General features: G+C 55.5%; 22 protein-coding genes and 6 pseudogenes. 17 read left to right on the plus strand and 11 right to left on the minus strand.

Annotated elements, in window-relative coordinates; translation table 11 throughout:
* The first annotated feature begins 24 nt into the window (after nucleotides 1-24).
* The 3 genes from ABOC21_RS11960 (at nucleotide 25) to bhsA (ending at nucleotide 2,657) form a co-directional block, all read left to right on the plus strand.
* Nucleotides 25-1,359, plus strand: coding sequence for a PLP-dependent aminotransferase family protein (locus tag ABOC21_RS11960; protein ID WP_426814702.1), 1,335 nt, complete (start codon nucleotides 25-27; stop codon nucleotides 1,357-1,359).
* 275 nt (nucleotides 1,360-1,634) lie between these two features.
* The gene (locus tag ABOC21_RS11965) at nucleotides 1,635-2,186 is read left to right on the plus strand and encodes a class I SAM-dependent methyltransferase (protein WP_426814703.1); all 552 of its coding nucleotides are present in this window, start codon (nucleotides 1,635-1,637) and stop codon (nucleotides 2,184-2,186) included.
* Between the two features lie 216 nt (nucleotides 2,187-2,402).
* On the plus strand, nucleotides 2,403-2,657 hold the full coding sequence (gene bhsA / locus ABOC21_RS11970; protein ID WP_426814704.1) for a multiple stress resistance protein BhsA: 255 nt from the start codon (nucleotides 2,403-2,405) through the stop codon (nucleotides 2,655-2,657).
* Nucleotides 2,658-2,875: 218 nt separating this feature from the next.
* Here the strand turns inward: bhsA and ABOC21_RS11975 are convergent, their stop codons facing one another.
* A complete protein-coding gene (locus ABOC21_RS11975) occupies nucleotides 2,876-3,097 on the minus strand; it encodes a hypothetical protein (protein ID WP_426814705.1) in 222 nt (73 codons plus the stop codon).
* 94 nt (nucleotides 3,098-3,191) lie between these two features.
* Complete coding sequence (locus ABOC21_RS11980; RefSeq protein ID WP_426814706.1) at nucleotides 3,192-3,983, minus strand: SDR family NAD(P)-dependent oxidoreductase; 792 nt, start codon at nucleotides 3,981-3,983, stop codon at nucleotides 3,192-3,194.
* Between the two features lie 221 nt (nucleotides 3,984-4,204).
* On the opposite strand from ABOC21_RS11980, the pseudogene ABOC21_RS11985 reads away from it, so the two are divergent.
* Nucleotides 4,205-5,231 (plus strand): annotated as a pseudogene (locus ABOC21_RS11985) (IS630 family transposase).
* 78 nt (nucleotides 5,232-5,309) lie between these two features.
* Nucleotides 5,310-5,924 carry a hypothetical protein gene (locus ABOC21_RS11990; protein WP_426813041.1) on the plus strand — a complete coding sequence of 205 codons (615 nt, stop codon included), beginning with the start codon at nucleotides 5,310-5,312 and terminating at the stop codon, nucleotides 5,922-5,924.
* Between the two features lie 232 nt (nucleotides 5,925-6,156).
* Here the strand turns inward: ABOC21_RS11990 and ABOC21_RS11995 are convergent.
* Nucleotides 6,157-7,540: pseudogene (locus ABOC21_RS11995) on the minus strand (heavy metal sensor histidine kinase).
* Nucleotides 7,537-8,250 carry a heavy metal response regulator transcription factor gene (locus ABOC21_RS12000; protein WP_426814707.1) on the minus strand — a complete coding sequence of 238 codons (714 nt, stop codon included), beginning with the start codon at nucleotides 8,248-8,250 and terminating at the stop codon, nucleotides 7,537-7,539. Before ABOC21_RS12000 ends, ABOC21_RS11995 begins: the two are co-directional and overlap by 4 nt.
* Nucleotides 8,251-8,535: 285 nt before the next feature.
* Between ABOC21_RS12000 and ABOC21_RS12005 the strand changes: the two genes are divergently transcribed.
* The 3 genes and pseudogenes from ABOC21_RS12005 to ABOC21_RS12015 all read left to right on the plus strand — a co-directional run bounded on the left by ABOC21_RS12005 (nucleotide 8,536) and on the right by ABOC21_RS12015 (nucleotide 13,073).
* Complete coding sequence (locus tag ABOC21_RS12005) at nucleotides 8,536-9,744, plus strand: efflux RND transporter periplasmic adaptor subunit (protein ID WP_426814708.1); 1,209 nt, start codon at nucleotides 8,536-8,538, stop codon at nucleotides 9,742-9,744.
* Nucleotides 9,737-12,912, plus strand: a pseudogene (locus ABOC21_RS12010) (efflux RND transporter permease subunit). The gene ABOC21_RS12005 and the pseudogene ABOC21_RS12010 overlap by 8 nt, the downstream one beginning before the upstream one ends.
* Nucleotides 12,909-13,073, plus strand: a complete 165-nt coding sequence (locus ABOC21_RS12015; protein WP_426814709.1) for a hypothetical protein — start codon at nucleotides 12,909-12,911, stop codon at nucleotides 13,071-13,073. Before ABOC21_RS12010 ends, ABOC21_RS12015 begins: the two are co-directional and overlap by 4 nt.
* A 49-nt stretch (nucleotides 13,074-13,122) precedes the next feature.
* Here the strand turns inward: ABOC21_RS12015 and ABOC21_RS12020 are convergent, their stop codons facing one another.
* Nucleotides 13,123-14,016: an SDR family oxidoreductase gene (locus ABOC21_RS12020; protein ID WP_426814710.1), complete on the minus strand. Its 894-nt coding sequence runs from the start codon at nucleotides 14,014-14,016 to the stop codon at nucleotides 13,123-13,125.
* Between the two features lie 296 nt (nucleotides 14,017-14,312).
* Here ABOC21_RS12020 and ABOC21_RS12025 point away from each other — a divergent pair, with 296 nt between their 5' ends.
* Nucleotides 14,313-15,080 carry an AraC family transcriptional regulator gene (locus ABOC21_RS12025; RefSeq protein WP_426814711.1) on the plus strand — a complete coding sequence of 256 codons (768 nt, stop codon included), beginning with the start codon at nucleotides 14,313-14,315 and terminating at the stop codon, nucleotides 15,078-15,080.
* A 25-nt stretch (nucleotides 15,081-15,105) separates the two neighbouring features.
* Here ABOC21_RS12025 and ABOC21_RS12030 read toward each other — a convergent pair whose 3' ends face one another.
* Nucleotides 15,106-15,297: a hypothetical protein gene (locus tag ABOC21_RS12030; protein WP_426814712.1), complete on the minus strand. Its 192-nt coding sequence runs from the start codon at nucleotides 15,295-15,297 to the stop codon at nucleotides 15,106-15,108.
* On the minus strand, nucleotides 15,242-15,859 hold the full coding sequence (locus tag ABOC21_RS12035; RefSeq protein WP_426814713.1) for an SDR family oxidoreductase: 618 nt from the start codon (nucleotides 15,857-15,859) through the stop codon (nucleotides 15,242-15,244). The genes ABOC21_RS12030 and ABOC21_RS12035 overlap by 56 nt, the downstream gene beginning before the upstream one ends.
* Nucleotides 15,860-16,153: 294 nt before the next feature.
* On the opposite strand from ABOC21_RS12035, the gene ABOC21_RS12040 reads away from it, so the two are divergent.
* Together ABOC21_RS12040 and ABOC21_RS12045 are read left to right on the plus strand one after the other, a co-directional pair.
* Nucleotides 16,154-17,515 (plus strand): YncE family protein, encoded by a 1,362-nt coding sequence (locus ABOC21_RS12040; protein ID WP_426814714.1) that lies wholly within the window; start codon nucleotides 16,154-16,156, stop codon nucleotides 17,513-17,515.
* A 199-nt stretch (nucleotides 17,516-17,714) separates the two neighbouring features.
* A complete protein-coding gene (locus tag ABOC21_RS12045; protein ID WP_426814715.1) occupies nucleotides 17,715-18,320 on the plus strand; it encodes a DJ-1/PfpI family protein in 606 nt (201 codons plus the stop codon).
* 67 nt (nucleotides 18,321-18,387) lie between these two features.
* Here ABOC21_RS12045 and arsC read toward each other — a convergent pair whose 3' ends face one another.
* The 3 genes and pseudogenes from arsC to ABOC21_RS12060 form a co-directional block, all read right to left on the minus strand.
* Entirely contained in the window at nucleotides 18,388-18,816 is a 429-nt protein-coding gene (arsC, locus tag ABOC21_RS12050; RefSeq protein WP_426814716.1) for a glutaredoxin-dependent arsenate reductase, read from the minus strand.
* Nucleotides 18,817-18,828: 12 nt separating this feature from the next.
* Nucleotides 18,829-19,122: pseudogene (locus ABOC21_RS12055) on the minus strand (ArsB/NhaD family transporter); the annotation flags it as partial.
* A pseudogene (locus ABOC21_RS12060) lies at nucleotides 19,121-20,034 on the minus strand (GntR family transcriptional regulator); the annotation flags it as partial. The pseudogenes ABOC21_RS12060 and ABOC21_RS12055, both read right to left, overlap by 2 nt.
* 88 nt (nucleotides 20,035-20,122) lie before the next feature.
* Between ABOC21_RS12060 and ABOC21_RS12065 the strand changes: the two are divergent.
* The 5 genes from ABOC21_RS12065 to ABOC21_RS12085 are packed head-to-tail and all read left to right on the plus strand — an operon-like array spanning nucleotide 20,123 to nucleotide 24,184.
* Nucleotides 20,123-20,899, plus strand: a complete 777-nt coding sequence (locus ABOC21_RS12065; protein ID WP_426814717.1) for an SDR family NAD(P)-dependent oxidoreductase — start codon at nucleotides 20,123-20,125, stop codon at nucleotides 20,897-20,899.
* 9 nt (nucleotides 20,900-20,908) lie between these two features.
* Nucleotides 20,909-21,655, plus strand: coding sequence for an SDR family NAD(P)-dependent oxidoreductase (locus ABOC21_RS12070; protein ID WP_426814718.1), 747 nt, complete (start codon nucleotides 20,909-20,911; stop codon nucleotides 21,653-21,655).
* Nucleotides 21,656-21,665: 10 nt separating this feature from the next.
* On the plus strand, nucleotides 21,666-21,980 hold the full coding sequence (locus ABOC21_RS12075) for a hypothetical protein (protein WP_426814719.1): 315 nt from the start codon (nucleotides 21,666-21,668) through the stop codon (nucleotides 21,978-21,980).
* Nucleotides 21,967-22,989: a CobW family GTP-binding protein gene (locus ABOC21_RS12080; RefSeq protein ID WP_426815476.1), complete on the plus strand. Its 1,023-nt coding sequence runs from the start codon at nucleotides 21,967-21,969 to the stop codon at nucleotides 22,987-22,989. The genes ABOC21_RS12075 and ABOC21_RS12080 overlap by 14 nt, the downstream gene beginning before the upstream one ends.
* Before the next feature lie 4 nt (nucleotides 22,990-22,993).
* Nucleotides 22,994-24,184 carry an ABC transporter substrate-binding protein gene (locus tag ABOC21_RS12085; protein WP_426814720.1) on the plus strand — a complete coding sequence of 397 codons (1,191 nt, stop codon included), beginning with the start codon at nucleotides 22,994-22,996 and terminating at the stop codon, nucleotides 24,182-24,184.
* Here the strand turns inward: ABOC21_RS12085 and ABOC21_RS12090 are convergent.
* Nucleotides 24,181-24,405 carry a hypothetical protein gene (locus ABOC21_RS12090; protein ID WP_426814721.1) on the minus strand — a complete coding sequence of 75 codons (225 nt, stop codon included), beginning with the start codon at nucleotides 24,403-24,405 and terminating at the stop codon, nucleotides 24,181-24,183. The genes ABOC21_RS12085 and ABOC21_RS12090 overlap by 4 nt on opposite strands.
* Nucleotides 24,406-24,916: 511 nt before the next feature.
* Here ABOC21_RS12090 and ABOC21_RS12095 point away from each other — a divergent pair.
* Nucleotides 24,917-25,255, plus strand: a pseudogene (locus ABOC21_RS12095) (oxidoreductase); the annotation flags it as partial.
* Between the last annotated feature and the right edge of the window lie 55 nt (nucleotides 25,256-25,310).

Genomic DNA, 25,310 nt, shown 5'->3' on the forward strand with positions numbered 1-25,310 from the left:
AAATTATTGTCATGGATACATTTGATGAAAGCCCGCTATAAAAGCATCGTTGATAAATTCGCAGCGTTGATTCGAAACGGCGAGATGTCCGCGGGAACCCGCCTGCCGACGCACCGAAACCTCTCCGCGCAGGAACGTATCTCTTTGGCGACGGCTACGCGGGTCTATAGCGAACTGGAGGCGATGGGGCTGGTCAGCGGCGAAACCGGGCGTGGAACCTTTGTCAGAGAGCAGTCGCTGCCTCCGGGTCACGGCGTTGATCAGCAGGCGGTGGCACCGAACGCTATCGACCTGAATTTTAACTATCCGTCGCTGTCCGGGCAGGGAGATATGCTGCGCGACGCGCTGCGGCAGCTCTCGACGACCGGCGATATCGAGTCGCATCTGCGCTATCAGCCCCACGCCGGCAGGATCAGCGAACGCAGGGTTATGGCCAGGCATTTTTATCGGCACGGATTTCGACCGACAGAGGACAATCTGCTGATCGTTAACGGCGCCCAGCACGGGCTAACCGTGACGGTGATGGGGCTGCTGAGGCCCGGAGACGTTGTCGCCGTGGACGCGCTGACCTATCCGGGATTCAAAGCGCTAGCCGAGCTCTGCCATTTAGAGCTTATCGCCATCCCGTCCCTGGCTGATGGCCCGGATTTAGCGGCCCTCAGGCTACTGTGTCAAAAAAGACGCGTCCGGGCGGTCTACGTCATGCCGACGTTGCATAATCCGCTGGGCTGGGTGCTTAGCCACCGTCAGCGAAAGGCGCTGGCCGAGATTGCCCGGGCCCACGATCTGCTCATCGTGGAAGACAGCGCCTATGCCTACCTGGTGCGTCGGCCGCCGCCGCCGCTGGCGTGCTATGCGCCAGAGCGCACCGTCTATATCAGCGGTTTTTCTAAAAACGTGGCGACTGGCCTGCGGGTTGGGGTGGTTATTTGCCCTGAAAGCTATCGTTCCGCTCTGGAAAGAGCGGTGCGCGCCACGACCTGGAATACCCCCTCCGTGCTGACGGCCCTGGTCTGCGGCTGGATCCTGGACGGTACCGTCAGCCGTTTTGAAACGCTGAAAAGACGCGATGCGCGCCGGCGGCAGGTCCTGTTAAGAGAGTCGATGGGCGATCTTCCCTGCGTGGCCCATCCGGACTCCTATTTTGCCTGGCTTCCGCTACCGGATGAGGCGAGGGCGGATAGGGTGGTCAAGGCGCTAATGGACAACAATATTTCCGTTTCCACAGCGGAGCCTTTCTGCACCGCGCAAACCGTCCCCCAGGCTATCAGGCTAGCGCTGGGTTCGGTGACGACGGAGAGTTTGCGGCCTGCGCTCGTGCAGGTCCGCGAGGCGGTTGAAGCCGAACGGTATCGTTAGCCGAAGGTCGGCGCCAGCTGTCTGTCCGCCATCGATATTTTTTCCGGGCATATTCCACATTTAATCGCGGATAAAATACTTTGCTGCTTATAACGGCTACCTGACAGGAATGTTATCTCCCGGTCACGCTAATGTCAGCTATCAGTATGTAGGGTAAAAAAATACCAGATGCCGGCGGGCGGCCAGAAGCGGAGAAAACGATAACAATGAATAACAAAATATTATACCAGGTGAAACGGATAATATTTGCCATCTCACCCAGGCTAGCCGAAAGCATGGGGGTAGATTTCAGAGTGAACTTACCAAACAGAGTGTTCCTGGAGAAGCAAATATTTGGCTTTATGAATTCATCCGGCTATGGCTTGCCGGACCGGAAATGTCTTTTTGTCGGGATTAAAAGATATAACTGGCATTATCCCCGGCTACTGGACTTTGATTACTATTCAATAGATTCCAATCCTAAAGAGGCCAGATATGGTACTAATGGGAAACATACCGTAGGCTCGGTACTGGAACTCTCCGAGCACTTCGCTGAAAATAGCTTCAAGTTTGTTATCGCCAATGGGTTAATTGGTTTTGGTATTAATGATGAAATCAGCAGCGATAAAATGCTGGCGCAAATTTACCGCGTATTGAAAAATGATGGCATTCTTATTCTTGGTTACAATGACCAATCTTCACGCCTGAAGTTTAACCTGCAGTCATCCGCCGGGTTTTCGCTATTTGACCGCTGCACCCCGGCAATCAGAGGGCTCACCAATGAGCCGTATATGATAAATGATGAGGCAAACCATTGTTACGTTTTTTTGAAAAAGACGATGGCCTGAATAAAACCTAAACAATGAGCTTAGCGGTAGCGCCAATTTAAGATTTTGTAAGCACAATGCTTCGAAAAAACTATTACCTTCACTGAAGGCAAAGTTATGTATTGTTCTGCAAGCTTACAGGATTGTCATACCACGGTCAGCCTGATGTCAGTTCGTTTTTTTATAATCAGCATAACGGTGACATCTCTGTCATTGTAAAGCAAACGAGGTGATATCATGAGTGCAAATAAAACTGTATGCTTAGCATTATTCCTCAGCGTGTTCTCGGTGGGGGCATTAGCTGCCACTGAAGTGCAGTCTGCTGACGGTCTGAAGAAAATCGGCACCGTTTCGGTAAGCGGCGCAATGACGCTATCCGCCCTCGAGAAAAAATTAGCCGTCAAAGCCGAAGCCGCAGGAGCGACGTCCTATCGGATTGTCTCCGCTGGCGGAGAAAATAAACTCTATGGGCTGGCCGTTATTTATCAATAAATGACGTTCAGGCATTCGGAAAAGGGGCGTTTATTCGCTCCTTATTTCTTCCCGCCATAAGCCACCGCCTGGTTCCGTTGCGATATTGGTCATCGCATATTATCTCCCTGCCGCTATAAAAGCTGAACCGGCAATCGTCGGGATGCGGTCGCGCCAGAGGCGTGGGAAGCAATAAAGCCGGACTGGCGAGAGGTTTTCTCGCTTCATCCGGATACTTTTTAGCTAAAGCGCTGGGCCGTGACCTTAACCAGCTCATCGTAGAGCCGCGAGGCTATTTCTGACCCGGAAGCGCCTGAGTAATCTTCGCTTATACCAACATCACCCTGGTCATTAACCGGACCATAGTAGAGTCCTCCTTTTGCCGCCGGGTCCGTGGCGGCATAGAGCGTCGAAAGGGCTCCCTGGGCTGCGGGTTTGAAGCGGTCTGGTCCGTTTGTCAAACTGTGGCCAAAATCGCTGTCTGGTCCCGGGCCGTCCGGAATTAAAAAGGTTTTCGCCACTCCCGGATGGGCCGCGATAAAGCTTACCCCCCAGTTATCGACTAATGCCTGACGGTTGAGTCTCCCTGGCCAGAATAAGGATCGCCAGCTTTGAGTGGCTGTAAGCATTTAATGGCGTGTAATTCTGTTGGGTTTGCAGATCGGCAAAGCGCATCGTCGCACGTCTTGCGGCGCTGCTGCTTAAAAATACCGCGCGGGGATTATTTCCGCGCTGTAACAGGGGGAGCAGATGCGCGGTTAAACTATAATGGCCCACCACGTTGGTGGCCCAGCATAATTCCAGACCGTCGGCATTGACCTTACGGTCCGGCGTACCCGCCGTCGCGGCGTTGTTGATTAAAATATCGATCCGACTGACCTGCGAACGAAGCCGTTCGCTAAAGGCCTGAACCGACCTGAGATCGGCGAGGTCGAGCGTTTCAAACCGCACGCTCGCGCCAGGATACTGCGCCTCGATCGCCGCTACCGCCTCTTGCCCCTTTTGCGCATTCCTTGATGCAATAATGACATTTGCACCTTTACCCGCAAGCGCCAGCGCATCCTGAAAGCCGAGGCCGCTGTACGTTCCCGGCGGCGGGAAGGTTCCGGAAGCGATCGTTCGCGGAACGCCATTTCCACCGGTAATGACGACCGTACGGCCGGCTTGCGGCGGGATATCGCTTGCCGCCCACGCGGGCGCTGAAAGCTCAGCGAGCGTTTGGCCCGCGAGGGCTCGCGTGGCGAAAATAGCGGCGACCGAGGCCGCCGCTGAAACGGCCAGAAAGCGTCGACGATCGGGTGAAACAGGGGAGTTTATAATATGAGAAGCACGTTTTTCATTTTTCATGTTATCTACCTGTATGATGCGGAACCACAACTAATTAAGCTCCGGGGCTTTTGACAATCATAAAAAAGCTCGATGGCAACGGATAAACATTTATAAGTAACGAAATTATGTTTTTCATACCTGACGGCCGGAATAACGGCAAAAAAACACAATTTATCGATATATACCCGTGATCATTGAAACTGCTTGATTTCATGCCGTCAGGGGATCATGCTCAAATCATGAACATAAGACTCTCACCCGAACAGATTGCCGCCCTTGAGGCGCAGCATCGACAAAGTCGTGACCGCCGTGTCTGCGACAGGATTCGCTGCGTGCTTCTTTCTGCTCAGGGCTGGTCAACTGCCATGATTGCGCAGTCCCAGGCTGATTCATGAGACCACCGTCCTGCGCCATATCGTGGATTATCTTGATGAAGACAAGCTGACCTCTGACAACGGCGGCTCACAGGAGCACCTCTGTTCTGCGCACTCAGCAGAACTGATTTGTTTGCTGACCGAAGATGTCCACGTGAGCACAGCCAGTATCGTTGCCCTTGTCAGGGAACGCTTTGGTGTGTCTTACTCCATTCCCGGTATGAACAAGTGGCTTCACCGCAATGGTTTTTCGTGGAAAAAGCCGACCGGCGTCCCGCATAAGTTCAGCGAAGAAAAACAGCAGCAGTTCATGGCTGAATATGAGGCTCTTAAGCTCGCTGCGGGTGATAAGGAACCCATCCTGTTTATGGATGCGGTGCATCCCACGCAGTCAACGAAACTGAGTGGTGGCTGGATACGCCGGGGTGAGCGCAAACCGGTTAAAACCACCGGCAGCCGTACCCGGATGAATATCATCGGGGCACTCAGCCTGAACGATATCGCCCGGACGGTGACCGGCGATTATGCGCAGATTAATGCCAGAACCATTTGTGAGTTCTTCATCGCCATCCGGCAGACTTATCCGGTCATGCAGAAAGTGCATCTGATTCTGGATGGTGCCCCCTACCACCGGGCCTCACTGGTGCAGGACTGGGCGGTGGTTATGAATATTGACCTGCACTACCTGCCCCCTTACAGCCCGAATCTGAATCCGATAGAGCGGTTGTGGAAGGTGATGAATGAACATGCCCGGAACAACCGGTATTTTGCCACAGCGAAGGCCTTCCGGGAGGCAATAAACGGATTTTTCAGCAATACCCTGCCACAGATAGCGGAGAAGCTGAGTTGTCGCATTAACGATAATTTTCAGAAACTCAAACACGCATCTTGAGGGGGCATCCCAGTAAGAAAACATTGACAAAACAAACCATAATTTTACCAAAAAGTGGTATACAATGAGGGTAATAGCATGAAAGAAAAGGGCGATGTTGTTACAAATATAATATCAGGCGAAGTAATAGACTTATTCAAAGAATATGCTGAAATCGGTGTGCATATTCTTGATCGCTCAGGGGTAGTTAATAATATTCCTTTGGTAAATACTTTCTTTACCCTTTTCAAAGTAAGCTCATCAGTTCGAGAGAATTTTTTCAGAGAAAAATTAATACGTTTTTTGTCTGAGCTTTCAAATACCCCTGAGAAAGAAAGAATCGAAATGATAAAAAAACTTAATGAAGATGATAAATTTGCTGGAAGAACTGGTGAGCATATACTTGATATTATTGAGAAATTAGATTTTGAGAAAAAGCCAGAAATAGCAGCGAAGTTGTTCATTGCTTTCGCTGAAAAAAGGTTGTCTTATAATGAGTTTCGTCATGCAATAATAGCATTGGAAAAAATCGCAGCATTTGACATTGACAAACTAAAAGATTTTTCTGACAGCAATGGAAAAATAAAAGGGCTGCCACAATCCGTAGTTTTGGGATTTGTTAATGCCAGTCTGGCTTTTTCTCCACCAGCCGATTTTGGAGAGCCAGGATATTTCCCCACTGAACTATGTAAAAAATTTGTAACTATTTTATAAACCAATAAATATACACAGAATACTACAAGTTGCAGGAACCTGTGAAACCAAGCCAATAGTAGAGATATAGAGATAAGTTGTTTACGCACTACCATCCTGCAACTTGAAGTTAATTGGGTATAATATTATCGGTGCCAAATTCAACGTCGGCTATTCAGGTATCTCGCCTCCGGGCATTAATACCCGGAGGAAGAGTAAACCATGTGCTTATATCAGGCGTTGTTTTTTATTATCACAGGTCTATTTTATGCGGCAGCGGGCGATGTATAAGTGAAAAGCCGAAAGTGTTGCGGCCATTTTCACTTTTAACGAACACATCTCCCCGATGCATCAGCGCAATGGCGCGCACGATGGCCAGGCCAAGACCATGATACATATCGCTACGCACCCGGGATGAGTCCACCCGATAAAACCGTTCAAACAGCCGCGCCTGGTGTTCAGGGGCGATGTTCTCCCCCTGATTGATCACCGCGATATGGGCCTGGCCGTTCAGCTCCTGCACACTCGATAATAACCGTACTTCCCGGCAGGGCGTGGCGGGCGCTATTCTCCAGCAGATTAGCCAGCGCGCGGTGGAATAAACGTCTGTCGATACAGGCCTCAACCTCGCCATGAATCTCCAGCGTCAGGTTGCTTTCAAGGAACGAGGGCTCGACATATTCGGCGGTTTTGCTGCTTTCCTCACGCAGCGAGACCTCGCTTAGCTCGGTGGTATGGTGCCCTGCCTGGGCATGTGACAGAAACAACATATCATTGACGATGGAGGTCATGCGCGCCAGCTCTTCCAGGTTGGACTGCAGCAGCTCCTCCAGTTCATTGACGCTGCGCTTGCGCGAGAGCCCAAGCTGGGTCTGGCCAATCAGATTGGTCAGGGGAGTGCGCAGCTCGTGGGCAACGTCGGCATTAAAACTTTCTAACTGCGACCATGCCGCCTCCTGGCGGGATAGCATTCCGTTAAACGCATCGGCCAGGTGCTGCAACTCCGCGGGGAGCGCCGCGCTGTCCAGGCGCTGCCCTTCGTTGCCGGGCATCATCGTGTGGGCCTGCTGGCTCAGGCTGCGTACGGGGCGCATCCCTGAGCGGGCGATTAAATAGCCGAGCATTGCCGCCGCGGTAATAGCCAGCACAGAGATTAACACCAGCGTGCGGGTGAATTCGTAAAGTGTGGTCATATAGGGGGTTGAATCCACTGCGACAACATACCGTATGGCCGGACGGTTACCCAGCGGCGGCAGAGTTGAAATGAGCAGATAGAGCAGATCGTCTCCGTGTGGATTCGGCGCGGTAGCAAAACCGTCAGGGCGGGCGGCGACTGCCGGAGGCGTATCGCCAATCCGGTAGTAAGGGTTATCGCTGATAACCCAATGTTTCACGATGCCGCTGTCGCTGGCCGACATATTGTTAAGCTTTTCTTTGACGTCAGGCCAGTTCTCCACCGTCCCTTTGCTTGCCAGAAACGGCTCAATGATCGAGTGGCGAAAATGCAGCTCTTTGGACATCTGGTTCTGTAGAGAGGAGTGCAGCGAGCAGCGCATCACCACCGCCAGGGCTAACGTCAGCAGGGCCATCGTCAGGCCAAACATTAAGGACATACGGGTAGCGATAGCCGTTTTCATCGCGAGTGGTCCGGGCGACGAGCCTGATCGTGTGAATGGCGGGTTTCAAGCACATATCCCATACCGCGCACGGTATGCAGGAGTTTGACCTGATAGGGCGCATCAATTTTGTTGCGTAGCCGCTTAATGGCGACTTCCACGACGTTGGCGTCGCTGTCAAAATTCATGTCCCAAACCTGTTCCGCAATCATCATTTTTGACAAAATTTCCCCCTGATGGCGGGCCAGCAGGCTGAGAAGCGCGAACTCTTTCGCCGTTAAATCAATACGATCGCCGTTGCGGTTCACCTTACGCGAGAGTAAATCAACATGTAAATCGTCTATCTGCAACTGGGAGACATCGACCCCGTCAACGCTGCGGCGGCGTAAAAGCGCCTGAATGCGGGCGACCAGCTCGATCAGCGAAAAGGGTTTCGGCAGATAATCATCCGCGCCCTGACGAAGCCCTTTAACGCGTTCATCAACCGATCCGCGCGCGGACAGCATCAGCACCGGGGTTTGTTTAATGGCCCGTAATCCCTCAAGCACCGAGTAGCCATCTTTGCCTGGCAACATGACATCGAGAATCACGGCATCATATTCCTGCTGTACCGCCAGATGGAGACCATCGATGCCATCACCAGCAATATCAACGGTAAAACCTAGCTCGCTTAAAGCCCGGCTGACATAGGATGACGTTTTCTCTTCGTCCTCAACCAGCAATAACCGCATGGGGCGCTCCTCAAATATAGCTTCAGGCATTAATCAATTATAAAAACCGCTGCCGCCGCAAATCAGGGGGTTTTATAGACCGAGTATATATCAGTTATCTGGTCATATAACTGACCGCCAGCTGACATTTTTGTCAGCTTATGTCGGCCGGGGATAAATATAAGGTAGCTGACATAATTGTTATCCTGCGGTCATGTTGATGTCAGTTAACCCTCCGTAGAGTTAATTCAGGCAGTCCTCACGCATGTCAACAAATCGTTCATCCGTAATAAAGGATACCCGTACATGAACGTCAGAATTATCTCTCTTGCTATCGGTGTGGTTATTATCTCTATTTCGCTGTCCCTGTGGTTGCTTATGGTCGCAAGAAAGACATCCGCTATTCCACCTTCGGCGCCGCCCCTGAAGGTGGGGGTGGTGACGCTCAAAAGCGAGCCGATAACGCTGACCAGCGAATTGCCCGGCCGCGCGGCCGCCTGGCGTAACGCGGAGGTCAGGCCGCAGGTCGCCGGCATTATTCAAAAGCGTCTGTTTACTGAAGGCGACGAGGTCAAAGCGCAGCAGCCGCTATATCAAATCGATCCCGCTTTATATCAGGCGGAGCTAAAACGCGCGACCGCGGCGCTGGCCCGCGCCAGAGCACAGCTCAGCTCGGCTACGTTACGGATGCAACGCTATCGCCCGCTGGCCGATAGTCGTGCCATCAGCCGCCAGGACTATGATGACGCTATCGTCGCCCATCAACAGGCGCAGGCGGACGTTCAGGCTGCCGAAGCCGCGCGCGAGACCGCGCGAATCAATCTCGAGTATACCCAGATGCTGTCGCCGATTGACGGCGTCATCGGGCGTTCAGCCGTGACGGAAGGCGCGCTGGTGACGGCGCAGCAGAGTACCGCCGTCGCGACGATACAACAGATTGATCCTATCTATATCGATGTGACGCAATCCAGCGCTCAGCTGCTGCGTCTTAAAAGCGCCCTGGCCAGGGGAACGCTCACTTCCGCTGACGATCGGCTGCTGACGTCGGTGACGCTGACCCTCGAAGATGGCAGCCGCTATGCCCATCAGGGGCAGCTGCAGTTCTCAGAAGTTTCCGTTGACCGCTCTACGGGTTCGGTCGTGCTGCGGGCCATGTTCCCCAACCCGCAGCGCCAGCTGCTGCCGGGAATGTTCGTCCGGGCCCGGATAGTGGACGGCGTCGCTCCCGGCGGGGGATTGTTGGTGCCCCAGCGCGGGGTGACCCACAATCCGCAGGGGGATGCGACGGCGCTGGTCGTGGACGATAGCGGCAAGGTGACATTGCGTGCCATTCAAACCGAACGCGCCATAGGCAATCAGTGGCTGGTGTCCGCCGGGCTGTCTGCGGGAGAAAAGGTGATCGTAGAGGGGACACAGCAGGCCCGGCCCGGCGCGCAGGTGATCGCCGAGGAGTGGCGGCCTTCGGTGGTCACGGCCCAACGTAGCGCGCAGCGCAGGGAGCCCGAGCATGGTTAATTTCTTTATTGCCCGACCGATTTTCGCCTGGGTGTTGGCGATTATGCTGATGCTATGCGGCCTGCTATCGATTATCCGTTTACCGGTGGCGCAGTATCCAGCCATCGCGCCGCCGACAATAAGCATTCAGGTCACCTATCCTGGCGCCTCGGCCAAAACGGTCCAGGACACGGTGGTTCAGGTCATTGAACAGCAGATGAACGGACTGGACAGGCTGCAATATATCTCCTCAGAGAGTAATTCAGATGGCAGTATGAGTATTGCGCTGACCTTTGCGCAGGGCACCGATGCCGATACTGCCCAGGTTCAGGTGCAGAACAAACTGGCCCTTGCCCAGCCGATGCTGCCGCTGGAGGTTCAGCTGCAGGGGATTCGGGTCACCAAAGCGACGACCAATTTCTTGATGGTGCTGGCATTTATATCGACCGACGGCAGCATGCAGCGGCAGGATCTCGCGGATTACGTTGCCTCATATATTCAGGACCCGCTCAGCCGTACCAGCGGCGTCGGCGACTTCCAGCTTTTTGGCGCCCCGTATGCCATGCGCATCTGGTTGAATCCCGCCGCCCTGGTGAACTACAGCCTGACGGCTACCGACGTCAGCGATGCGATTCAGGAACAGAACGTGGAGGTATCATCCGGCCAGCTGGGGGGCTTACCCGCGCTGCCCGGGCAGGAGCTGACGGCGACGGTGGTGGGGCCTTCACGCCTGCAAACGCCGGAGCAGTTCGGCCAGATCTTGCTCAAGACGAACCCGGACGGTTCGCGCGTTCTTCTCTCCGATGTGGCGCGTATTGAGCTCGGAGCGCAAAACTATTCAACCGATAGCGAGTATAACGGCGCGCCCGCGGTCGGTCTGGGCATTCGCCTGGCAACAAACGCCAATGCCCTGGAAACGGCGCGGGCCGTGCGCGCGACGCTTGATGAACTCAAGCCATTCTTTCCTCCGGGAATGGAGTTCGTGGATGCCTATGACACGATTCCCTTCGTCAGCCTGTCAATCAGCAACGTGATCCATACCCTCATCGAGGCCGTGGTGCTGGTCTTTGTGGTCATGTACCTGTTTCTGCAGAACTTCCGCGCGACGCTGATCCCGACGCTGGCGGTGCCGGTGGTCCTGCTGGGCACCTTCGGCGTGCTGGCGGCATTTGGTTATTCAATTAATACCCTGACGATGTTCGGCATGGTGCTGGCGATCGGCCTCCTCGTCGATGATGCGATTGTGGTGGTCGAAAACGTTGAACGTATCATGCATGAGGAGGGGCTGAGCGCCCGGCAGGCAACGCAAAAATCGATGGGGCAGATCGCCGGCGCGCTGGTCGGTATTGCGATGGTGCTTTCCGCCGTATTTCTGCCGATGGCTTTCTTCGGCGGCGCCACCGGCGTGATCTATCGTCAGTTCTCCATCACCATTGTCTCGTCGATGGTGTTATCTGTTTTAGTGGCGATGATATTCACGCCGGCGCTGTGCGCAACCCTGCTGAAACCGCCACGCGAGGGCAAGGAGGCGGCGCAGAGGGGGTTTTGGCGCGGGTTTAATCGCGGGATGGCCAAGGCGACCCACCGCTATGCCGATACGGTCACGCGGGGACTCAATCGCCCATATCGCCTGATGTTAATTTATCTGGCGATCGCCATTGCCACCGGCTGGCTGTTTACCCGCATACCTACCTCGTTCCTGCCGCAGGAGGATCAGGGGATGCTGTTTGCCCAGGTTATTGCGCCTGAAGGGGCTACCGCAGAGCGCACCCGCATCACCTTGCAGGGCGCCAGCGATTATTTGTTGCAGGTGGAGAAAGAGAATGTCCGCTCGGTATTTGCGATCTCCGGCTTTAACTTCGGCGGCCGCGGGCAAAACGCGGGGATGTTGTTTATCCGCCTGCATGACTGGGACACCGGCAGAGCAAGGAGCAGAAAGCCGAAGCGCTGGCCGCCCGTTTGAACGGAGTATTTGCGCGGGAATTCCGCGATACCCGGATTGTCGTGGTCTCGCCTCCGGCGGTTCGTGAACTGGGGAACGTCTCGGGCTTTAACTTTCAGCTGATGGATCGCGGGGGGATTGGCCACCAACGGCTCCTGCAGGCCCGCAACCAGTTTCTTGCCGCCGCGCAGCAAAGCCCGCGGCTGAGCCAGGTGCGTCCGAACGGTATCGAGGATGCGCCGCAGGTCGCGCTGCTGATCGATCGCGAGAAGGTCAGGGCGCTGAGCGTATCGATCGGCGAGGTTAATCGTACGCTCTCCATTGCGCTGGGTTCCGGCTATGTCAATGATTTTATCGATCGTGGCCGCGTGAAAAGGGTTTACGTGCAGGGGGAGGCCGCATCCCGGATGCTGCCGCAGGATCTGCAACAATGGTTCGTCCGCAACGATTCGGGCAACATGGTGCCATTTTCGGCTTTCAGCAGCGTCCAGTGGCAGTACGGAGCGCAAAAGCTTAATCGCTATAACGGCACGCCGTCATTCAACCTGCAGGGGCAGCCTGCGGCAGGCTTTAGCTCCGGCGAGGCCATGGCTGAGATGGAACGCATTGCCGGCACGATGCCCGCTGGCGTCGGGTTCGAATGGACGGGGCTGTCGTTTGAGGAACGGCTCTCCGGGGCGCAGACGCCTGCGCTTTACGCTATCTCGTTGCTTATCGTCTTTTTATGTCTTGCCGCCTTGTACGAGAGCTGGAGCATCCCGACGACGGTCATGCTGGTTGTCCCTCTGGGCTTAATTGGCGCCATCGCCGCGACGCTGCTGCGCGGGTTGGATAATGACGTCTATTTCCAGGTTGGACTGCTGACTACCGTCGGGCTGGCGGCGAAAAATGCCATTCTGATCGTTGAGTTTGCCAAAAGCAATTTTGACGCCGGAGCGACGCCGATGGCGGCGGCGGTACAGGCCGCGAAACAGCGCCTGCGGCCGATCCTGATGACCTCCCTGGCATTTATGCTGGGTGTAACGCCCCTGGTTGTTGCCAGCGGGGCGGGCTCGGGAAGCCAGAACGCGATTGGCACCGGGATCGTTGGCGGGATGCTGACCAGTACGTTCCTGGCTATCTTTTTCATTCCGGCGTTCTTCGTCATTATGCTGAAGCTTTTCCGGGTGAAGCGTCCCGGCGAACGCGAGGAGGAAGAGCGGCTCGCTGAAGCCGGTGAAACCTCCCCGGGAGGGCCGGCCTTATGATGCGTTTCAGTCTGATAGTGAGCGTTATCTCTCTCGTCGCCGGCTGTTCGCTGCCCCCCGAGCATCCTGATTACGGTCAGGTTTCCGGGAGCGGGACTATCGTAGAGCTTCATCTGCTTGATTTATATCGCGCGCCGGGCGGCGGCTGGCAGGAGGCGTGATATTCCCGCTAAACCGCTAAAATATGCTTAGCGGAGGCGATTGGCCGGATTACCGCGAAAAATGCCGCGCGATATCCTGCAGCAGCCCGGGATGGCTGGGATGCCAGCCAAGACGCCGCTGGGTCAGCGCGCCTGATGCCCGCATATCCATTTGAGCAAACCGCCCCAGCCAGCCGAAATGGGCGTCCGCGTCCGCGTCCGCAGGCGAGAGGCGGGTCAGCGGGACGCTCAGGCCAGTACTAATCGCCTGCGCGATATCGCGCAGGGCAATGCCGTCTTCCGCCACCGCATGGTAACGGAGACCGGGAAGCGCCTGTTCTGCGACCAGCCGGTACAGGCGGGCAACATCCAGCAGATGCGCCGCGGCCCACTGATTTTGGCCTTCGCCGACGTAGGCGGAGACGCCTTTTTCACGAGCCAGGGCGATAAGCGCGCTGACAAAGCCCTGCCTGTGTTCGTTGTGGACCTGCGGGAGGCGGACGATGGCAACGTTGACGCCTTTATCGGCCACGCGCTCGCCGGCGATTTCGGTCGATTTTCGTGGGTTCGGCGTCGCCGGGTCATAAAAGTCTTCAACCGCCGGCTGGCCCGGCGACGGGCAGCCCATCGCGGCAACGGAGGTAATGATTAAGGGACGATCGGAGCCCTGCAGCCCTCTGCCCAGGGCTGCAATGGCCTGAGTTTCCGCTCTCGCCGTCTCTTCCGGGTGACTAAACGAGTGGTCATAGGCGCAATGAATCACGGCATCGGCTTTTTGCGCCCCGTCCAGCAGGCTCTGCGGATTTTCCAGCGCTCCGCGGTGGGTTTGCGCGCCCATACGAGTGAGAAGCTGCTCGCTTTTGTCCGAACGGGCCAGGCCCGTTACCTGATGGCCAGCGCGGATCAGTTCGGCGGTAACCGCGAGCCCGATAAAACCGCTGGCTCCCGTTAAAAAAATATTCATGACTTCCTCCTGTTACACGGCTTCAGGCTAACGATTTCGCCCGTGGTTGCAGTGTAAAAGAGGAAGAATGGTACGGTCTATGCTATAAAAACGTAATTATATGCAGATCGTACGGTATTTTATGGATCCTCTTTCAGAAGTGCTTTCACTGCTCAGGCTGGAGAGCTTTATTTCCGGCGGTTTTCCCCTGCAGGCAGCAACCGGGCTTGAATTCAGGCAACACCCGGGCATCAAATGCTACGTTGTTGTCGACGGCAGTCTGCTGGGTCTCGGTCGCCGGGGGGCAGGAGGCTATCTTGCTAAAATCGGGCGATTGCGTATTCCTTCCCTCAGGGGCTCCTTTCTGCCTGGCGACCGCTCCCGACAGCCCGCGGATCCCCTTTATCCCGCCAGATAAAGAGAGTGGGGCGACGCTGACGATGCAGGCGCCGCAGGGCGGGGCGTTTATTCTTGGCGGACGTTTTACCTTCAGCAGCGCGCATGCCGATATTTTGCTTCACTCTCTGCCTCCGCTGATTGCGATGACTGCCGGTATTGGTCAAAAGATCATGCGCAACGCCATGGAGTGTCTACGCGAAGAGCTGCGTTTTCCGCAGCCGGGGAGTGGCCTGATCGCCCAGCAACTGGTGCAAATCATGCTGGTCCAGGCACTGAGAGTCTTTCTGCAGCAGGAGAGAGATGAACGGACCGGCTGGCTGTTTGCCCTTTCCGATCCGCAGCTCAACGCCGCATTAGGCTATATGCATAAAGATCCCGCCTTCCCGTGGACTCTGCAGGAACTGGCGAATCGGATTGGCATGTCGAGGACCATTTTTACTAAACGGTTTAAGAGCCGGGTCGGCACCACGCCGATGAAATACCTCTCCCGATGGCGGATGCTGTGCGCGGGCGAGCGCCTCAGAAATTCACGCGATTCTATCACGCAGATCTCGCTTTCAGCGGGCTACGACAGCGATAGCGCGTTTGGCAGGGCGTTTAAAAAAGAGTGGGGGTACTCTCCGCGCGAGCATCGGCAGGCGGTACTGGAAAAATCCTCTACCGATCGTAGAGGAGATGATCCCTGATGTTGTGGGGCAAGGCGTCTGATTATTATGCCGCAATGCGATCGTTAAACGCTTTATAAAAAGCGGCATAGTCTCCGCGTTCGGCAAAGCGCTGAGGCTTCACTCTTTCTACCAACACTTCCGCGATAGCGGGCTGAGCGCTGAGGATGCTCATGGTCTCCTCAATAAACGCCGCCAGAGGGATCCCGGCAGGGTTGCCGGCGTGCTGCTTGCCCATCAGTCTCCGTTTGCACCAGCGGAGGAACCAGCTCGGTGACCTGAATCGCGGTATCGCGTAGCTGATAGCGCAGGCTCTGGGTCCAGGAGTGGATCGCCGCCTTGGTGGCGCAGTACGTTGGCGTCGGCGCGATAGGGACGAAGGCTAAGCCGGAGGAGACCGTCAGGATCGCAGCGTGCGGTTGGCCAAGGAGATGCGCAATCAGCGCCGCCGTTAGGCGAATCGGCCCCAGAAGATTGGTGGTGATTTCCGCTTCCGCCACGCTGACGTCGCCGCTTGTCAGATCCTCCGGACGCATAATCCCCGCGTTATGTACCACAACGTTTAGCCCGGGCCAGTCGCGGGTTAACGAAGCGGCACAGGTAAGTATCGAGGCGGGATTGTCAATATCAAGAACGATGGCATGCATTCCCGGATTTGCGGCGACGGTATCATCCAGCGCCTCTTGCCGCCGTCCGGCGATGATAACCTTGTTGCCTGCGGCCAGGAATGCTTCAGCCAGCGCGCGGCCAATGCCGGAACCGCCGCCTGTAATCAGAATAGTATTGCCGGTCAATTGCATAAAAAAGATTCCTTAGCGTTCTTTTAACAAGTGTGGGCTGATCAGGATTATAGGGCGTGTTTTTGTTAAGAACTCGACGCAAGGTACGCAATACTATGCAGTTAATACGCGAATCGGCAGAAAGAATAATGATAATCATTTCTATTAAATAGTATGATTGCACTCGCCCACGACGAGGAGCGCTTCTTCAGGGCAGAAAAGAGGGCCAGACGAGTGGGTGATAGCCGCAGGCTGTTGAGGGCGCCGACGTCGTTTGCTCCGGGGTACTGCATCATTACAATTTATGGGGATAAAATGATAAGAATTTCAGTCCGTTCAGTGCTGTTGGCCTCCGCTGTTGCGATGTCAACCGCCACCAACGTATTCGCCGATAGCCAGTGGACAAGCGCTACCACGACTTTTCCGGGCAGTATCCGCGCCGGGTCACGGGAAGTTCCTGTTAAGCCCGGAGATAAAACCGCGATAGCGATTAAGAACCTTCCGGCGGGCGCCACCGTCACCGTGCTGAATGGCGCGGAAACCCTGACTCCTGAGCCCCTGACCGCCGACGGGACGGGATCGCTCAATATTCCGCTGACCGTTCCGGCCACTGCCGAGACAGGCCTGCATCCGCTCACCGTTATCACGCAAAATCCCGCCAGCGTCTCGCAGGTCATGTTGAAGCTGTCCAAAATCGTTCCGCCGAAAAACGCCGATGCTTTCAAGCTGCAAACGGCTCCCGTCGGCGAGCGGGCGTACCAATCGGCAGTTTCTGCCGATGGGAAGCTGTTCGTGACCTCTGCGCGCGGACCGAAGGATGGCAGCCGCCTGCTGAGGCTGAACGCTGCAACGCTGGCCGTCGAAGCGGAGGCCGTGCTGCCTAAAGATGAAAAGGGCGCACAGATTGGCGTCTTCGGCATCGGCGTTGACAATGCCCATGGGCAAGTCTGGACGACGAACACTCTTGCCGGGACGGTGACCGTGTATGATGCGAAAACGCTTTCCGTGGTGAAGGTGTTTCCGGAAGGTTCGATCCCGCATCCACGCGATGTGATTATTGATGACGCCAACAATCGGGCCTATGTCAGCGCTGCGCTGACCGGTTTTATCGAGGTGTATGACACCAAAACGCTTGAACACGTCGGCCAGTTAGAGTTCGTGGCGGACCGTGGGCGCGACCAGTTTTATAGTACGGATCTCGCCCTCGACAGCGCCGGTGGAAAACTCTACGGCGTCAGCCGCGATACGCCATGGGTAGGCTGGATTGATCTCAAAACGGGCAAGAGTACGACGGTGAAAGTTCCTCAGGCGCAAGGCGCAACCGACATCGCTCGCGATCCGGCGACCGGCCGTCTGTATGTCGCTTCCCAGGAGACGAACAACGTCGTGGTGCTTGATGCGAACGGTAAGCTGCTCGCTGATACCTACATCGGCGCCGGCGGCGTATCCGTCGTCTGGGATGCGTCGACGTCGCAGGTTTTCGCCGCGACGCGCGCGGGTGGAACGGTTGCGGTTCTCGATCGGGACGGCAAACTGGTCGCCAATATTCCGATGGACGATACGCCAAACAATCTGACCGTCGCGCCTGATGGCGCCGTTTATCTGGTGTCTATGTACGGTAGCGTCGGGGATAAGGTCCAAACCGGCTCGGTGACGAAAATCACGCCAAGGAAATAACGGTAATAATCGACTAAGCTATTGGCGGCCAGGTTGGCCGCCAGATCTGGCATTATTTATCCCCAGCCGTTCATGGGCTGGGGATTAGCCCGCGGTGACAAACGCAACCTTCAAATTTATCTGGCAGTAAACGTCAAACACAGTTATCAGAAATGCGTCCCATGTAGCCTTTTATTCGTACTGTCAAAGGAGTCTGATTATGACTATGCAGATTGGCATTTATATTTTTGATAATGTTGAAGTGCTCGATTTTGCCGGCCCGTATGAAGTATTTACCTGTGCCTGCAGAGTTAACCGGGGCGAAACTCCACTATTTAATGTTTTTACAGTCGGTGAGACGTTAAGTCCCGTCCATGCCAGGGCCGGGCTTAAAATTGATCCTGACTTCTCATTGGCAAATCACCCAGAAATTGATTGTCTGATTATTCCAGGCGGAGTCGTCACCGCTGAACTCAATAAGCACAACGTGATTGAGTGGATTGCGAAGCAGACATTAACCACGACGATCGCCGCATCGGTATGTACAGGTGCATTCTTGCTGGCGGCGGCAGGGGTTTTAGAGGGGAAATCGGCCACCACGCACTGGGAAGATATTGCCGATCTGCGCGCCATGTTCCCAAAACTTTCGGTGAAAGAGGGGCTGCGTTGGGTAGATGAGGGCACAATTGTCTCTTCGGCGGGGATTTCAGCCGGTATTGATATGAGTCTGCATTTAGTTGAGCGGCTTACAAACAGGGACCTGGCGCTACGAACCGCGAAACAACTGGAGTTTGACTGGACTGAGAACGGCTCCCCCGGGAAATAGCGTCAGGATAAACTGGGGGGACCGGTCTGATACAAAAGGGAGCACAAAGTTCTCCCTTGAACAGCCGTTATTTCTTGAGCTGTTTTCCTTGTTCATCAACAACACGTTCACCATCTTCTTTAATGAACGCTCCGCGTTGCTCTTCAGTCAAAATATCAAGCACCACCTCTGAAGGTCTACATAAACGAGTACCCAGAGGGGTAACGACAATTGGCCGGTTTATGAGAATAGGGTGCTGTAACATGAAATCAATCAACTGGTCATCACTGAAAGAATCATCTGCCAACCCTAATTGCTCATAAGGTTCGACATTTTTGCGTAACAGCGCCCGAACCGTGATCCCCATATCGGCAATCAGTGTTACAAGTTCCTCGCGGATTGGCGGTGTTTCCAGATACAGAATGATCGTGGGTTCAGTCCCACTGTTGCGGATCATTTCAAAGGTATTGCGTGAAGTCCCGCAGGCCGGGTTGTGGTAAATGGTAATGTTGCTCATCTCAGTATCTCATTACAAAGTGAAAGACAGACGAAGAGTCAGTGCTGCCAGTGTGACAAACAGCACAGGGATTGTCATGACAATGCCCACCCGAAAATAATATCCCCAGGTGATTTTGATATTTTTTTGCGACAGAACATGCAGCCACAGTAAGGTTGCCAGACTGCCGATAGGGGTGATTTTAGGTCCCAGATCGCTGCCTATTACGTTGGCGTAAATCATCGCTTCTTTGATAACGCCGGTTGCTGAACTTCCATCAATCGACAGCGCTCCGACCAGCACGGTAGGCATATCGCTTACGTTACTATCTTGGTTCCATAAAATCCGGTAGAACGGGTACCGGCAGCACGGAAAGGACTTTTAAGCGCTGCAAAGTTCGGACCTGGGCGCGTTCGAGATGATCTTTCAGACAGGCTGCCGCCAGGGGCCAGTTTCCTTTTAGCAACATGCTATACACCAGAGCGTGTTCCTCCAGCGTGGTTGTTTCCACCGGGATAGCAAGTAAATCGTAGAAGATGCGCGTGACGATGAAGGGGGACTGATGCTGACGCAGGATTTGCATCATCAACTTATTACCGGCAGGTTCGAGGCAGCGGACGTGCAAATCCTCTTCAAGTAATTCCACTCCGTGGCCGTCAGCTGCCGGCCTTTGTATTTATGCGTCTTTTCCAGCATGGAAGCAATCCACTCCGCCTGGATGAGAGGGCCAGCCTTGCAGAGTGCCGCGGGTTCGAGGCTGGCGCGGATCTCAAAGTGATCCGCGATTTCTCGAGCGGTAAGCGGTCCCGTCAACCACAGTGAATAGGGTTCTTTTTCTACCAGTCCCTTATCGCGCAAGCGCATCAGGCTTTCACGGACCACCGACCGACTCACGTTGTAGTACAGCGCCGCCTTTTGCTCATTAACCTGATAACAACCGAACACCATCGCGGTTGAAAGCACGATCTGCAGCCCTTCCAGTACCTTCTCCCCGCTGGTGCGAGTGTCCACCAGCGCTTGCTGCTCGTTAAGCCCGAACAATTCTCGCGTTAAGGCAATACGCAAGGGTTCTACGGCTTCCGCGTCCTGCGCCACGATAAAGCCGCGACCCTCAAATCGGGTAATCAGACCTTCTTCATGTAACAGACTTAACGCCCGGCGTACCGGTACCCGGCTGGTGCCGAATAGTTGCGCTAAGGGACCTTCCAGCAGCACCAGGCCCTTAGGCACTCGCTGCTCTGTGATGTGGTTTGCGCGTGCCGATATGCAGAGCGCGGCAGCAGTCAAAAATGCGGTTAACACTGAGCCTCAAATTTAAGGAGCGATTATGCACATGACGATTTCCAGCCAACCTGTCGCCGCCATCAGCGGCGCAGCGAGCGGTATTGGGCTGGCGTTAGCGACGCTGTACGCCCGGCGCGGCGTTCGCGTGATTGCGGGCTACTACCCTGACGATCCGCATGACCCTGCCGCCGCCGCGGCTCAGGTCGAGGCCGCCGGAGGGGAGGCGCTCTGGCTGCCGCTGGACGTGGCCGACACCGCGTCGGTGGATGCGTTTATCTCCCAGGGGGTGAACCAATTTGGCCGTCTTGATTATGTTATTGCCAATGCCGGGATTTTACGCTGTTCGCCGATTGAAGATATGAGCGACGAGCGGTGGAACGCCATGCTTAATGTTGATTTGACGGGCGTGATGCGTTGCTTTCGCGCCGCGGCCCGACATCTGGGGGACGGCGCTAGCCTGGTGGCTATTTCGTCGATTGCTGGTGGCGTCTACGGCTGGCAGGAGCATGCGCACTATGCGGCGGCGAAGGCTGCCGTGCCTGGGATCTGCCGTTCGTTAGCGGTTGAGCTGGCTCCGCGAGGGGTCCGCTGCAATGCGGTTATTCCCGGCTTGATTGAAACGCCGCAGTCGCTGGATAAACAGAACTCTCTTGGGCCGGAGGGGCTGGCGAAAGCCGCGAAATCTATCCCATTGCAGCGGGTGGGGCGTCCGGAGGATATTGCCCGGGTGGTGGCCTTTCTGACCAGCGCAGAGAGCAGTTATCTGACCGGACAAAGCCTCATTGTTGATGGCGGTCTGACCGTTCGTTGGCCTGATTAAGGAGTCAGTATGCTACTGCAAAACAGACGTTGCGTTATCACCGGGGCGGCCAGCGGAATAGGCGAGGCAATCGCCGTGCTGTTTGCCTGCGAAGGAGCGCGGCTGGTGTTGACCGACCGCGATAGCGATAGATTGTCCGCCGTGGTTGAACGCTGCCGACAGTCAGGGGCGGTATGCCAGGGCGTCGTCGCTGATGTCGGCGAGGTCGCCGGGGCGACCGCGGGGGTTGATGCCTGTCTTGAATACTATGAAGGTATTGATGTGCTGGTCAACAACGCGGGTATGCTGACCCAGGCGCGCTGTAGCGACATCACCCTGGAGATGTGGGAAACGATGATGTCGGTGGATCTGCGCAGCGTGTTTCTGGCGAGCCAGCGTGCGCTACCGGCGATGCTGGCACAGCGATGGGGGCGCATTATTAATATCGCCTCCCAGCTGGGCATTAAGGGTGGGGCTGAGCTGTGTCACTATGCGGCGGCGAAGGCGGGGGTGATAGGTCTGACAAAATCACTGGCGCTGGAGGTCTCTTCCGACAACGTGCTGGTGAACGCTATCGCGCCTGGGCCGATTGATACACCGCTCATCGACGGTATTAACCAGGCCTGGAAGGCGGCGAAAGCGGCAGAGCTGCCGTTGGGCCGCTTTGGACGAGCGGAAGAGGTGGCGCCGGTGGCGTTGCTGCTGGCCAGCGAACCCGGCGGCAACCTGTTTGCCGGCCAGACGCTGGGCCCTAATTCTGGCGATGTGATGCCCTAAGGAGCCCAAAATGTGTGGTGTTTGCGGTCTGCTTGACAACGGGCCGCAGTGGAGCGATCCGCTGCGGCAGGATATTCCCCGGCGCCAGCTGCGTTTGCAGCAGCTGGCGCTGCTCAACCGGACTCTGAAGCCCTGGCGCCTCACGCTGACGGAGTTTCACGGCAGTTGGCTGCTGGCCAGCCCAACGGGGCAGCAGGTGCTGGTGCACTCGCTTGACGTATTGTGGAAAGAGGCCGGAAAAATGCTCCACCGCGCGGTCGACCCGCTGGATGAGGGCTGGCTGGCCGCGCTGGACGCGACGGGGAGGGATGATGTCTTACGATGAAAAATTACCCCTACATGTATTGAGCGGGTTCCTTGGCAGCGGCAAAACGACGCTGCTTAAGGGCTGGCTGGCTCAGCAGAATCTCAACGATGTCGCTTTACTTGTCAACGAGTTTGGCGAGGTCGGTATCGACCATCATCTGCTGAATGAAGTTGCGCCGGATACGGTGCTGCTGCCGAGCGGCTGCGTATGCTGCCAGATTCGCGGCGAGCTAAAGGCTGCTCTGTTGGATCTCTATGAACGCCGGACCCGCGGCCTTATCCCGGCATTTCATCATGTGGTGCTTGAGACCACCGGGCTGGCCGATCCGGCACCCATTCTTTCCACGCTGCTTCACGATCGGCAACTGCAGAACCATTTTGTGCAGGGAACGCTGGTTACGCTCGTTGATGCGGAATATGCTCGTCATCAGGCGGATAGCCAGCCCGAGTGGCTGGCGCAGGTTAGCGCGGCGGATAAATTGCTGGTGAGCAAAAGCGATCGCGTCCCGACGGAAGAGGCGGCCGCCCTGCGGCAGTGGCTGCGGCAGCTGAATCCGCTGGCGGAGTTGGGGGATACCCGGCAGGCGCTGGATACGCCTGCGTGGTTATTCCGAAGCGAAGTCGTTCGCGGTTCCCCCGAGCAGCGAGTTCGCTGGCTGGGCGCTTGCGCGGAGAAGACATTTACGCTGATGCCAACCCCCTACAGCGAGGCGCATCCGGCGACGCAGACCTGCGTAATTTCGCTTGAACGGTCGTTAAACTGGCCGGCATTTGCTATCTGGCTGTCAATGCTATTACATTGCCATGGGAGCGCAGTCCTGCGGGTGAAGGGGATTTTGCGCGTCAGCGACAGCGACTCGCCAGTGGTGATCCACGGTGTGCAGCATACGCTGCATCCGCCGGTGCATTTACGTGACTGGCCGGGAGCGCTGGAAAGTTCTACGCTGGTCTTTATTTTGCGGGGGCTTGAGGCCAGCTGTTTACAACAGGCCTTCAGCCGCTATATGCATATATTACAGGAGTCCTGAAGGGATGAATTCAGCCGCGATAATGCGCCCCCCTCTGACGCTTCGGGTGCTTGGTACATCGGTGACGTTGCTGGAGATGCTGCGCATACGCGCGGAGCAAGAGCTGGGGATTAACATCGAATACCTGCTGCACAGCGTTGAGGATGCGCAGCGTATCGCAGTCATGCAGCCGGAAAGTTACGATCTGTACGATCAGTGGTTTCATAACATCGATTTTGTCTGGCCAGCCCGCGCGATTCAACCTCTTGAAATTAAACGGTTGAAATACTGGGATGAGGTCAACGAGCTGGCTAAGTTGGGCACCTTAACCGGTGAGCTTGCCGACGGCAGCGTCCCGTCTCAGCGCTTGTACGTCCAGCGCGATCTCCATTTGAGCAGCCAACCGAGCGATCGCATTAGCATGCTGCCGCTGACGCATAACGCCGATAGCTTTGCCTATCATGTCGACCGTCTTCCTGATGCGCTGCGTGGCGAAGAGGAGAGTTGGGGGTGGCTGCTGCATCCTGCGCTCACCGGGGCGGTTGCGCTGCAGGAGGATGCGGCAATGGGGGGCATTGATGCGGCCCTGGCTATGCAGGGGGCCGGGATGGCGCGGTTTTCGGATATCGGCAATCTGTCGCTGGAAGAGATCGATGTTTTGACGGAGGAGCTGGCACAGCTCAACCGCCAGGGGCACTTTGCGGCGTTCTGGTCGACTCAGGAGCAGGCGTGCGACTTAATCGATAACCGGCACGTGGAGGTCCAGAGCCTATGGGCTCCTATCTATTTCCGTCGCCACTTTCATCAGCGGGGCTATAAAATGGCGCACCCGAGAGAAGGGTATCGCGCATGGTACGGCGGGATGTCGTTATCACGCTGCGTGACCGGGAGCATAAAAGATGCGGCATACGAATACCTCAACTGGTGGCAGTCCGGCTGGCCCGGCGCGGTGATGGCCCGGCAGGGATATTACATCTCCAATCCACAGCGAAGTCGCGCCCATCTCTCACTGGCTGAATGGGATTTTTGGTATGGGGGAAAACCTGCCGCTGAGCTGCTATTTGATGCGCATGGCGCGCCGCTGATTCCTGTGGGTGAGATCCGTGATGGCGGAAGTTACGCGCAACGTATGGGACATATTGCGGTGTGGAATTCGGTTATGGATGAACATAATTATCTGACGAGGCGCTGGCAGGAGGCCATGTTAAAGAACTAACCCATAGTTTTGCCTCTGTTACAAAATTCAGTCATGGCTTTCATGAATTTTTTAGGTTCGGCTTTGTACTGGCCGGATTCCACGATGGAGTTCATGCCGTACTGACTGACCGGATGGTTATCGCTGTCTTTATTGATATCCAGTGAATTGGCATTTGCCGAACAGGTGAATGGCAGCAGGCTTGCACTTATTACAGTGGCAGCAAGTATTAATCGTTTCATTGAAATCAGGTCCCGAAGAGAAACAACAAGGCAGCTCATCATTCTGGTAAAGGCAGCAAGACCGCAGGCGCATATGGCACCGAGAAACAGGACACATTACCGCAAATAAACACTAGCATTGAGCCTCCGCACCAATGGTGCGCATAATGTATATTATGTTAAATAAGGTGTGGGGATGACAGATTTGCCAGCATCCATAGCCCATCAGAACCCCATACATCACCCTTCCCTTTAATTTTATCGCCGGCGAGCTCGCGTATCGTTCGAGCAAAGGCTTCTTTGTCGCGCAACGTTGTTGCGGCATCGCTCAATGAGGCAACCTTGAGGAACACACAGCCAAAAACTATTTCAGCGATCTGACGACGTTTTGGCCTCACCATCGGCAAACTATTAATGCTAATGTCTATTTGTGGCTCATTCCTTTTTAAATCGGCCTGGAGTCTTGCGCAAAATCATCCAGAAGACCGCTGACGCACATGGCCAACCCCTGTTTCAATCCGGAGTGACAAATATGTCTAAACCCAAGCTGTTCACACCGTTGCGTATCCGCAATCTTGAACTTGATAATCGTATTGTAATTGCCCCAATGTGCCAGTATTCCGCAGAAGATGGCTGTATGAATGACTGGCATACTCTCCATTTGGGACAGCTGGCGCAATCGGGCGCGGGCCTGCTGACCATAGAGGCGACGGCCGTATCACCCGCAGGTCGGATTACCTATGCTGATGTTGGCCTCTATGATGACAAAACTGAGGAAGCGATGTCTCGGGTCCTCAACGCCATCCGTCAGTGGTCAGATATTCCCGTTGGCATTCAGTTGGCACATGCGGGACGAAGCGCGACGTTAGCGTTATTGCTTCATGCCAACACATCACGCCCCGCTCCCGATCGGCTATCGGGAGCTG

Origin of the sequence: Klebsiella sp. WOUb02 (genome assembly GCF_050058015.1) — a bacterium.
Taxonomy (GTDB): Bacteria; Pseudomonadota; Gammaproteobacteria; order Enterobacterales; family Enterobacteriaceae; genus Klebsiella.